The sequence below is a fragment of the Micromonospora sp. 15K316 genome (assembly GCF_004348525.1).
In the GTDB taxonomy this organism is placed as follows: Bacteria; Actinomycetota; Actinomycetes; order Mycobacteriales; family Micromonosporaceae; genus Micromonospora.
In genome coordinates, this window is the sequence record NZ_SMKG01000212.1 from 1 (window position 1) to 10488 (window position 10488).

9 protein-coding genes are annotated in these 10488 nt (G+C 74.6%); 7 read left to right on the forward strand and 2 right to left on the reverse strand.

All coding sequences use genetic code 11. The features are described 5' to 3' along the window. Positions 1-926 (forward strand): S1 family peptidase (locus E1211_RS26570; protein WP_132352038.1); only part of this gene is annotated, 926 nt, incomplete at its 5' end. Positions 927-1020: 94 nt separating this feature from the next. Here the strand turns inward: E1211_RS26570 and E1211_RS26575 are convergent. Beyond that, on the reverse strand, positions 1021-1674 hold the full coding sequence (locus E1211_RS26575) for a DUF998 domain-containing protein (protein WP_132352040.1): 654 nt from the start codon (positions 1672-1674) through the stop codon (positions 1021-1023). Positions 1675-1827: 153 nt separating this feature from the next. Between E1211_RS26575 and aspS the strand changes: the two genes are divergently transcribed. The 4 genes from aspS (at position 1828) to E1211_RS26595 (ending at position 6694) form a co-directional block, all read left to right on the forward strand. After that, positions 1828-3633 (forward strand): aspartate--tRNA ligase, encoded by a 1806-nt coding sequence (gene aspS / locus E1211_RS26580; protein WP_132352042.1) that lies wholly within the window; start codon positions 1828-1830, stop codon positions 3631-3633. 125 nt (positions 3634-3758) lie between these two features. Beyond that, on the forward strand, positions 3759-4571 hold the full coding sequence (locus tag E1211_RS26585) for a sugar nucleotide-binding protein (protein ID WP_132352044.1): 813 nt from the start codon (positions 3759-3761) through the stop codon (positions 4569-4571). Positions 4572-4682: 111 nt separating this feature from the next. Then, positions 4683-5282 carry a helix-turn-helix domain-containing protein gene (locus tag E1211_RS26590; RefSeq protein ID WP_132352046.1) on the forward strand — a complete coding sequence of 200 codons (600 nt, stop codon included), beginning with the start codon at positions 4683-4685 and terminating at the stop codon, positions 5280-5282. Then, on the forward strand, positions 5279-6694 hold the full coding sequence (locus tag E1211_RS26595; RefSeq protein WP_132352048.1) for an MFS transporter: 1416 nt from the start codon (positions 5279-5281) through the stop codon (positions 6692-6694). The genes E1211_RS26590 and E1211_RS26595 overlap by 4 nt, the downstream gene beginning before the upstream one ends. Before the next feature lie 50 nt (positions 6695-6744). On the opposite strand, the gene E1211_RS26600 is transcribed toward E1211_RS26595, so the two are convergent. After that, positions 6745-7485: a GNAT family N-acetyltransferase gene (locus tag E1211_RS26600; RefSeq protein WP_132352050.1), complete on the reverse strand. Its 741-nt coding sequence runs from the start codon at positions 7483-7485 to the stop codon at positions 6745-6747. A 140-nt stretch (positions 7486-7625) separates the two neighbouring features. Between E1211_RS26600 and E1211_RS26605 the strand changes: the two genes are divergently transcribed. Further along, positions 7626-7835, forward strand: coding sequence for a hypothetical protein (locus E1211_RS26605; protein WP_091589699.1), 210 nt, complete (start codon positions 7626-7628; stop codon positions 7833-7835). Positions 7836-7963: 128 nt separating this feature from the next. Continuing rightward, on the forward strand, positions 7964-9622 hold the full coding sequence (locus E1211_RS26610) for a replication-associated recombination protein A (RefSeq protein ID WP_243709708.1): 1659 nt from the start codon (positions 7964-7966) through the stop codon (positions 9620-9622). Positions 9623-10488 lie beyond the last annotated feature (866 nt).

Below are 10488 nucleotides of genomic sequence, written 5' to 3' on the forward strand. Positions count from 1 at the left end.
CCACCACCCTCTCCGAGCGCCTCGGCGCCCGCTCCGCCGGCGCGTACGCCGACGCCAGCGGCAAGATGGTCGTCACCGTGACCGACGAGGCCGCCGCCCGCGAGGTCCGCGCCGCCGGCGCGACTCCGAAGTTCGTCGAGCGCGGCGCGGCCGAGCTGGCCCGGGTCACCTCCGACCTGGAGCGCAGCGTGAGCATCCCGGGCACCGCCTGGTGGACCGACCCGGTGAGCAACCAGGTCGTCGTCTCCGTCGACCCGACCGTGACCGGCGCCAAGCTGGACCGCGTCAAGGCCGCCGTGGCGCGGGCCGACGGCGCGCTGCGGATCGAGTCCGAGGCCGGCGTGCTGAGCACCCGGATCTCCGGCGGCCAGGCCATCTACGCCGGTGGCGGTGGCCGCTGCTCGCTGGGCTTCAACGTCCGCAGCGGCAGCACCTACTACTTCCTCACCGCCGGGCACTGCACCAACATCTCGTCGAGCTGGTACTCGAACTCCTCCCAGACCAGCCTGCTCGGCACCCGTGCCGGGACCAGCTTCCCGGGCAACGACTACGGCATCGTCCGGCACAGCAACTCGGCGAACGCCACCGGCAACGTCTACCTCTACAACGGCAGCTACCGGGACGTCACCGGGGCGGGCAACGCCTCCGTCGGCCAGTCCGTGCAGCGCTCCGGCAGCACCACGGGCCTGCGCAGCGGCTCCGTGACCGCGCTCAACGCCACCGTCAACTACCCGGAGGGCACCGTCCGCGGCCTGATCCGCACCACGGTCTGCGCCGAGCCGGGTGACAGCGGCGGCTCGCTCTTCAGCGGCAGCACCGCGCTGGGCCTGACCTCCGGCGGCAGCGGCAACTGCCGCACCGGCGGCACCACCTACTTCCAGCCGGTCACCGAGGCGCTGAGCGTCTACGGCGTCAGCATCATCTGATCGTCACCTCGCCAGCGGGCCGCCGGAGTCATCCGGCGGCCCGCGTCGCGGGTCCCGGCCGGTGCCGGGCGTCGAGCCGGCCCCGCCGGAATCCTCACTGAGCCCGAGCCCGAGCCCGAGCCCGAGCCGGTCCGGACCGCTGCGCCCGTCGGGCGGAGAGCACCGCCAGCAGCGGCCAGAGCGCGACAGCCAGCGCGGTCACCCGCTCGGCCAGCCCGGTCCGGGAGCCGACGTTCACCTCCAGCGCGAACCAGCCGAACAGGCCCAGCAGCAGCGCGGTCACGCTCAGCCCGACCGCCCGGCGGAAGGCCCACGGCGGCTCCGGAAGAGCCACCTGACGGGCGCGCGAGCCGCGGGGCAGCCACAGCGCCGAACCGGCCGGCCAGAGCGCCAGCGCGAGGACCGCCACGGTCGCCACGGTGCCGTGACCGAGGGAGCCACCGACCGACGGCCGGGGAAAGGCGACCAGCGCGATGGTGGCCACGCCGCCGACCGCGAGCAGGAAACGGCTGGGCAGACCGGCCGCGTGCAGCACGGCGGCGATCGCCAGGTAGCAGCAGCCGAAGAGCACCAGCGCGCCGGTCATGATCCAGGGGTCCACGGCGTCCGGCCCGGCCAGCTCGCTGATGGTGTCCCGGACCGGGTCGTACTCCGCCGGTTGCCGCGCGCCCGCGACCGTCCAGCCCGTCGCCAGCAGCACCGGCGCCGCCGCGGCGGTGGCGACGGCCCACGTGGGTACGGCCCGCATCCGGCCACGGTAATCGGCCCGGCGGCCCGCCGACCCGGGTTCGCCGGTTCAGCCACCGCCTATTCGGGCCGGCGTGCCGGGTGCTCGGAGCAACGACGGCCGCCCCTGACAGAATGCCGGTGAGGACTGTTCCACGATGAGGAGTTGCCAGCCGTGATCCGTACCCACAACGCCGGAAGCCTGCGCGCGACGGACGCCGGCACCACGGTGACGCTCGCCGGCTGGGTGGCCCGCCGGCGCGACCACGGCGGTGTCATCTTCGTCGACCTGCGCGACGGCTCCGGCGTGGTCCAGGTGGTGTTCCGCGAGGAGGACGCGCACGCGCTGCGCAACGAGTTCTGCGTGAAGGTCACCGGCGAGGTCACCCGCCGCCCGGAGGGCAACGAGAACCCGGAGCTGCCCACCGGCGAGGTCGAGGTCACCGCCGCCGAGCTGGAGGTGCTCTCCGAGGCGGCGCCGCTGCCGCTGCCGGTGGACGACCAGGTCGAGGCCGGCGACGACATCCGGCTCAAGTACCGCTACCTGGACCTGCGACGCGGTGGCCCGGCGAAGGCCATGCGGCTGCGCTCGCGGGCCAACCAGCTCGCCCGCAAGGTGCTGCACGAGCGGGACTTCCTGGAGATCGAGACCCCGACGCTGACCCGCTCGACGCCCGAGGGCGCCCGCGACTTCCTGGTGCCGGTGCGCCTGCAGCCGGGCAGCTGGTACGCGCTGCCGCAGTCGCCCCAGCTGTTCAAGCAGCTGCTGATGGTGGGCGGCATGGAGCGCTACTACCAGATCGCCCGCTGCTACCGCGACGAGGACTTCCGCGCCGACCGGCAGCCGGAGTTCACCCAGCTCGACATCGAGATGTCCTTCGTCACCGAGGACGACGTGATCGACCTCGGTGAGGCGATCGTCTCCGAGCTCTGGTCCGACCTCGCCGGCCACGAGATCCCCCGGCCGATTCCGCGGATCACCTGGCACGACGCGATGGCCCGGTACGGCTCCGACAAGCCGGACCTGCGCTACGGCGTCGAGCTGACCGAGCTGACCGACTACCTGCGCGGCACCGAGTTCCGCGTCTTCGCCGGGGCGATCGACGCCGGCGGGTACGTCGGCGCGGTGGTGATGCCGGGCGGCGCGAGCCAGACCCGCAAGGAGCTGGACGGCTGGCAGGACTGGGCGAAGGCGCGCGGTGCGCGTGGCCTCGCGTACGTGGTGCTCGACGCGGAGACCGGCGAGGCGCGCGGTCCGGTGGCGAAGAACCTCTCCGAGGCGCACCTGGCCGGGTTGGCCGACGCGGTCGGCGCGAAGCCCGGTGACGCGATCTTCTTCGCCGCCGGCGCCAACACGCGGGAGGCGCAGGAGCTGCTCGGTGCCGCCCGGATCGAGATCGCCAAGCGCTCCGGGCTCGTCGACGAGAGCGCTTGGGCGTTCTGCTGGGTGGTCGACGCGCCGATGTTCGAGAAGACGGAGGAGGGCGGCTGGACGGCCGTGCACCACCCGTTCACCTCGCCGAACGGCGAGTGGGTGAAGCGCTTCGAGGAGGCGCCGGACCGGGCGCTGGCGTACGCGTACGACATCGTCTGCAACGGCAACGAGATCGGTGGCGGCTCGATCCGTATCCACCGCGGCGACGTGCAGCAGCGGGTCTTCGACCTGCTCGGCATCAGCCCCGAGGAGGCGCAGGACAAGTTCGGCTTCCTGCTGGAGGCGTTCAAGTACGGCGCCCCGCCGCACGGCGGCATCGCCTTCGGCTGGGACCGGGTCTGCATGCTGCTCGCCGGCGCGGACTCGATCCGCGAGGTGATCGCCTTCCCGAAGACCCGGGGCGGCTTCGACCCGCTCACCGGCGCGCCGACCCCGATCACCGCGCAGCAGCGCACCGAGGCCGGCATCGACGCCAAGCCGAAGCCGCAGGCGGCGCCGCAGGTCGGTACCACCGGTCCGGCCGCCCCGGTCGCCGACCCGACCTGATCGGTCTTCTTCGGCCACCGGCGCCGTCCGGAGGCTGCCGTCGATCATGAGGTTGGCGGGGCCGATACCGGCCGTGTGACCCGTCAACCTCATGATCGACCGAACGTAGGCGGAGGGGAGGCGCGGTGACGCTGCTCGTGGTGGGGGCCAGCGGGTTCCTGGGCGCGGAGGTCTGCCGGCAGGCGGTCGCGGCGGATGAGCGGGTGGTGGGGACGTACCACTCGGGTGGCGTCGACGTCACCGGCGTCGAGGCGCACCGGCTCGACGTGACCGACCGGGCCGCGGTCCGCGCCCTGGTCGCGCGGGTGCGACCCACGGTGGTCATCGGCACGCCCTACCGGTACGGGGACTGGGCGGTGACCGCCGACGGGGCGGCGCACATCGCGTACGCGGCCGCCGAGGTGGGGGCGCGGCTCGTGCACATCTCCAGCGACGCGCTGCACGCCGGACGTTCCGAGCCGTACGGCGACGACGAGCCGCCCACTCCGATCTTCCCGTACGGGGCGGCGAAGGCGGCGGCCGAGACCGCGGTCCGGGTGATCGATCCGGACGCGGCGGTGGTGCGGACGTCGCTGATCCTGGGGGAGCGGAGCAAGCAGATCCAGCTCTGCCGGGACGCGCTCGCCGGGCGGGCCGCTCTCTTCACCGACGAGCTCCGCTGTCCGGTCGACGTCGCCGACCTCGCCGCAGCGGTGCGGGAGCTGGCCGGCACCGACTACGCGGGCACGATCAACGTGGCCGGCGCGGACGCCGTCAGCCGTGCCGAGCTCGGCCTGCTGGTGGCCCGCCGGGAGGGGCTCGACCCGACCGTCATGAAGACCACTACCAGCGCCGAGTCCGGACTGCTGCGCCCCACCGACGTACGTCTCGACTCCGGCCGCGCCGCCGGTCTGCTGCGTACCCGGCTGCGTGGCGTGCGCGAACTGCTCGCCGCCTGAGCTCCCGCCGCTCCGCCCGCTCCGCGACCTCCGTGCGGGACGAACCAGTAGATGCACAAGTTCTGTGCACAGAACTTGTGCATAGAACTTGTGCATAGCTAATGTGTACGCATGTCTGACGCTCCCGACACCGATCGGACCGCGCCGCGCGAGGTGCAGATCGACGCCCGGCAGATCCGCGTCCTCGCCCATCCGCTCCGCATGCGCCTGCTCGGCACGCTCCGCGTGGACGGGCCGGCGACGGCCACCGCCCTCGCCGAGAAACTCGACACCAACACCGGGGCGACCAGCTACCACCTGCGGCAACTCGCCGAGGTGGGGCTGGTCGCCGAGGACCCCGATCTCGGCACCGGCCGCCAGCGGTGGTGGCGGGCAGCGCACGACATCAGCAACTTCACGCCCACCGACTTCGACGACGACCCGGACGCGCAGGCCGCGGTGCGGTGGATCGAGGTCAACCAGGTCCGGATGATGGCCGAGCAGGCCGAGCGGTGGCTGGCAGCCGCGCCGGACCAGTCGCGCGAGTGGCGGGAGGCCGCCAACCTGAGCGACATGGTGCTGACGCTGCCGCCGGCCCGGCTGCGGGCGCTCACCGACGAGCTGTGGCAAGTGATCATGCGGTACCACGACGAGCCGACGACCGGCGAGCAGGACGCCCGGCAGGTGCACATCTTCCTGTCCGCGGTCCCCCGGATGGAGGGGGAGCGGTGAGCGCGCTCTCCGTACGCCAGGTGCGGTTCCGCTTCCTGCTGCTGCACGGGCTGCGCTGGCTTCCCGCCGGGCTGACCATCCCGGTGATGATCCTGCTGATGCAGGAGCGGGGGCTGTCGCTCTCCCAGATCGGCCTGGTCAGCGTCGCCCAGGGGGTGGTCGTACTGGCGCTGGAGCTGCCGACCGGCGGGCTCGCCGACGCCCTCGGCCGGCGCCCCGTCCTGCTGGCGGCCTGGCTGGTGGGCCTGATCTCCCTGCTGATCTTCGCGGTGGCCGACTCGTTCGCACTCTTCTTCCTGGTCTGGGCGCTGCAGGGCGTCTTCCGCGCACTGGACAGCGGCCCGCTGGAATCCTGGTACGTCGACGCCACCCTGGCCGCCGACCCCGACGCCGCCTACGAGCCCGGCCTCGGGTACGCCGGCACCGTCATCGGCGTGGCGATCAGCGCCGGGGCGCTGCTCGGCGGCGGTCTGATCGCCCTCGGCCCGATCGGGCCGGTCAGCGCGCTCACCGTGCCCGTCCTGGTCGCCGCCGCGCTCCAGGCGTTGGCCATCGGGTTCCTGGTCGTGCTCCTGACCGAGGTGCGTCCGGCGAGGCGGCGCGGCGCGCTGCGGGCGTCGATCGTCGAGGCTCCCCGGATGATCGGGCAGGCGGTCGGCCTGCTGCGCCGCTCCCGGGTGCTGCTCGCCCTGGTGGCCGTCGAGCTGTTCTGGGGCTTCGGCATGGTCACGTTCGAGTCGCTGCTGCCGGTACGCCTCTCCGAGGTGGTCGGTGACGCGGACCGCGCCGCGGCGCTGCTCGGACCGGCGAACTCGGCGGCCTGGCTGGCCTCCGCGGCGGGTGCGGCGCTGACCCCGCTCCTGCTGCGCTGGCCGGGCGCGGCTCCCGGCGCGGCGCTGCTGCGGATCGCCCAGGGGGCGACGGTCGTCGGCATGGGGTTCTTCGCCGGGCCGGTCGGGGTGCTCGTCGCGTACCTGGCCTGCTACACCGTGCACGGCGCGTCGAACCCGCTGCACGTGGGGCTGCTGCACCGGCAGGTCGACGGCCCCTACCGGACCAGCGTCATCTCGCTGAACTCGATGATGGGCCAGCCCGGGTTCGCGGTCGGCGCCGTGCTGCTCACCGCGCTCGCCGACCGGTCGAGCGTCACCACCGCGATGCTGGTCGGCGCGGTCGTGCTCGCCGTGGCCGCGCCGCTCTACCTGCCCGCCTGGCGCTCCGCCCGGCGACCCGCCGAGGAGGCCGACGCACCGGACGGGGCCGGCGCCACACCGGCGTCACCCGGCCTCGCACCGCCGGCGCCTGGCCCTACACCGCCGGTGCCGGGCGCTATGCCGCAGTCGCCCGGTAGCCCCGCCGACGCCCGGTCGTCGACGAGCGACGGGACTCCGGTCGCCGGGTCGGCGGGTTGAGGTGCGGCAGGCCGAACTGATCATGGCCCGAGGCGGGCCGTGCGGGTGGCTCAGGCGAGACGGACGGAGTTACGGGTCGCCGTGTTGGTGAAGCCGAGGCGGCGGTAGAGCCGGATCGCGCCGACGTTGACCGGATAGACGCCGAGCGCGGCGTGGTCGTACCGGGCGAGCATGGCCCGGGTCATCGCGGCGGTGAGGGCCGCGCCGAGACCACGGCCGCGCTGCTGCGGGGCGACGGTCAGCCCGGCGAGGAACCCGAGGTCGCCCCGGCTGCGGTCCGCCCCGCAGGCGACGAGGCGGTCGCCGTCGCGGATGCCGTACCAGCCGACCACCCCCGGCGCGCCCGGCCGGGAGGTGGTGCTCGGGAAGGCCTCGTCGATCAACGCGGTGAGCGCCGGGTGGTCCGCCTCGGTGAGGCGGACGACCTCCTCCTCGCCCGGCTGGTGCGGGGGCGCCTCGGTGGTCCAGAGGAAGTACCACTCGTCGTGCTGCGCCACGGGCAGTCGACCGGTCAGGTCGGCCGGGTCGAGCCGGGGCAGGTTCAGCCAGCGGCCCGCGCCGAGCACGCCCTCGGCGACCAGGTCGGCGCAGACGTCCAGGACCGGCCCGGCCGCGCCCAGGGCCGCCACCGTCGGCCTCTGCCCCGCCGGCAGCAGCCACACCACGGCCCCGTCGCGACGCCAACCGCGCGGCTCGCCGTCGCGCCCGAGCGAGTGCCGGGCGTACGGGTGGTCGCCGGTGGCGGCCAGGACGGCGGACCGACCGTCGAGGATCTGGTCGGCGATGATCATGTCCTCAGCCTAGGAGGCGCCGGGGAAGGCGCTGCCGCCGGTGCCCGGACCGGGGCGGGTCGTCCACGGTGGAGATTGACGAGCGGTCCGATCGGGTACATCCGGCGACAACCTACTGGGAACCCCCACCGGAGGACGTCATGCTCGCCATTCTCGCGGCGATCGTATTCGGCTTCGCCCTGCTGCTCGACCTGATGGACACCAACTTCGGGGCACCGGACCTGTTCAACTGGAACACCCTCGTGCTCATCGGCCTGCTGCTGCTCGCGCTCTACCTGGCCGGGGTCGGCCGTGGCCCCGGTGGCGGCGGCGGGCGCTGGTACCGGGGTCGCCGGCCTGGTCGCGGTTGAGAGACTGTCGAGAAACCTTGCGGCGGCTGCGGCGAGGTCTCACGACAGTCTGACCGGAACCGATCAGTGCGGGTCGGGTCCGCGGCGCGATTCCGGCGTCCCGGGCTCGGCCCGGTACTGTTCTCGTGATGCAGTCCGATGCCCTGTTCTCCCTCGGCGAGCCCGCCGGAGCGCCCAGCGCCCCCGCGGGTTCCGGTGGTGCCGACGGGTTCACCGACGTGGGGCCGGATTCGCCCCTACCCGTCCGGATGCGCCCGGCGAGCCTCGACGAGCTGGTCGGGCAGGAGCACCTGCTCGCGCCCGGTGCGCCGTTGCGGCAGCTGGTCTCCGGCGGCGCGCCCATGTCGGTCATCCTCTGGGGACCGCCGGGCAGCGGCAAGACCACCATCGCGCACCTGGTCGCCCGGGCCACCGACCGCCGGTTCGTCGCCATGTCGGCGCTCTCGGCCGGGGTCAAGGACGTCCGGGCGGTGATCGATTCGGCGCGTCGGCAGCGCCGCAGCGGCGGTCCGCAGACCGTGCTCTTCATCGACGAGGTACACCGGTTCAGCAAGACCCAGCAGGACTCACTGCTCGCCGCCGTCGAGGATCGCACCGTCACGCTGCTGGCGGCCACCACCGAGAATCCGTACTTCTCGGTGATCTCGCCACTGCTGTCGCGGTGCGTGCTGCTCACCCTCCAACCGCTCGACGACGACGCGGTCCGCGGGCTGCTGCGCCGGGCGGTCGCCGACGAACGGGGCCTCGCCGGTGCGCTCGTGCTGGAACCGGCCGCCGAGGATCACCTCGTCCGGCTCGCCGCCGGCGACGTGCGCAAGGCGCTGACCGCCCTGGAGGCCGCGGCGGCCTCGGCCGGAGCCCTGGGCACCGGACGGATCGACCTCGGCACCGCCGAGCAGGCGGTGGACGTGGCGGCCGTTCGCTACGACCGGGACGGCGACGCGCACTACGACGTGATCAGCGCGTTCATCAAGAGCATGCGCGGCTCGGACGTGGACGCCGCGCTGCACTGGCTGGCCCGGATGCTGGTGGCCGGGGAGGACGCCCGGTTCATCGCCCGCCGCCTGGTGATCTTCGCGAGCGAGGACGTCGGCATGGCCGACCCCAGCGCGTTGAGCGTGGCGACCGCCGCCGCGCACGCCGTGGAGTACGTGGGGCTGCCGGAGGTGCAGCTCAACCTCGCCCAGGCGGTGATCCACATGGCGACGGCGCCGAAGTCGAACTCGGCGACCAGCGCGATCGGTGCGGCGATGGCCGACGTACGGGCCGGCCGGGGCGGCCCGGTGCCCCGCGGGCTGCGCGACGCCCACTACGCCGGCGCCCGGGGTCTCGGCCACGGCACCGGTTACCGCTACCCGCACGACGACCAGCGCGGCGTGCTCACCCAGCAGTACGTGCCGGACGACCTCGTCGGCACCGACTACTACCGGCCGACCCAGCACGGCGCGGAGCGGGCGGTGGCCGGCCGGCTGCCGCTGCTGCGCCGTATCGTGCGCGGCCTGCCCGCCCCGGCGACCCGCCCCGAGGCGGCGGAGGGAGTGGACGCGCCCACGGCCCGTGCCGACGCCCCAGCCGCTCCGGCGCAGGCGTCGGACGCATCGGACGGCCGGGGGAGCGGGCCGCAGCGGGCTTCGGACGATCCGGCGGTGGCTTCGCCGGTGGCGCCCCCGGCGACCCGGTCGACCCCGACCGCCGCGGCGGCCGACGGTGGCCGGGCGGCGGGGTCGCGCGACGCCGACGCGGAGAAGGATGGCGGCAGACCAGCCGTCGGAGAGGGTCAGCAGTGAGATCGCGTGGTGGGGAGCGACCGGAGGACGGCCCGGACGAGCGGCGCGATCCCCGCGCCAAGGGCCGCCGCTGGGGACGGAACCGGGCCGAGGCCGAGCCGGAGGAGCCGGTCAGCGGCGAGGAGTTCGGCTGGATCGACGACCTGCGGTCGGCCAAGCAGCAGCGAGCCGAGCTGGGACCCGACGCGCCGGACGCGCCCGCGCCCGCACCTGGGGGCACCGGTCGAGCGCCGGCCGGTCGCCCCGGACCGGACGGCCCGCCGCCCGCGGGTGGTCCGACGATGCCGAACGCCGCGCCACCCGTGCGTCGTGGCGGCCCGGAGACTCCCGTGGACCGGCCGCGCCCGGTGGACGGGCCGTGGCCCGGCGCGCCGGCGCCGCCCCCGGCTGCCCGTCGGCCGGAGCAGCGGCCCTCCGCGCCCCCGTCCGAGGTCCCCGGTCCCGGACCGGCCGCGCCGCAGCCGCCACCCAAGTCCGGGCCCGGCGCCTCCGGCCAGCCCGGCCGTGGCGCCGCGGCGGTACCCGGCCCCGGCCCGCGCCCGAACGTCGGTGGTCCGACGGGTCCGCAGGCTCGCGCGAGTGTCGGTGGTCCGACGGGTCCGCAGGCTCGCGCGAGTGTCGGTGGTCCGACGGGTCCGCAGGCTCGCGCGAGTGTCGGTGGTCCGACGGGTCCGCAGGCTCGCGCGAGTGTCGGTGGTCCGACGGGTGCGCAGGCTCGTCCGAACGTCGGTGGTCCGACCGGTCCCCAGCCGCGTGCGTCGGCTCCCCGGCCGGGCTCGGGTGAGCCGGTGGGCCCCCAGCCGGGATCGGTCCCGGGCACCCCGCCGGCGCCGTTCGGCCCGCCGCGGGACGGCGGTGACCCGGCC

Bases quoted from the DNA above. Each gene is read 5' to 3' on its own strand.
- E1211_RS26575 (WP_132352040.1), bottom strand. From the start codon at position 1,674: ATGCGGGCCGTACCCACGTGGGCCGTCGCCACCGCCGCGGCGGCGCCG.
- E1211_RS26590 (WP_132352046.1), top strand. From the start codon at position 4,683: ATGTCTGACGCTCCCGACACCGATCGGACCGCGCCGCGCGAGGTGCAG.
- E1211_RS26600 (WP_132352050.1), bottom strand. From the start codon at position 7,485: ATGATCATCGCCGACCAGATCCTCGACGGTCGGTCCGCCGTCCTGGCC.
- E1211_RS26605 (WP_091589699.1), top strand. From the start codon at position 7,626: ATGCTCGCCATTCTCGCGGCGATCGTATTCGGCTTCGCCCTGCTGCTC.
- E1211_RS26610 (WP_243709708.1), top strand. From the start codon at position 7,964: ATGCAGTCCGATGCCCTGTTCTCCCTCGGCGAGCCCGCCGGAGCGCCC.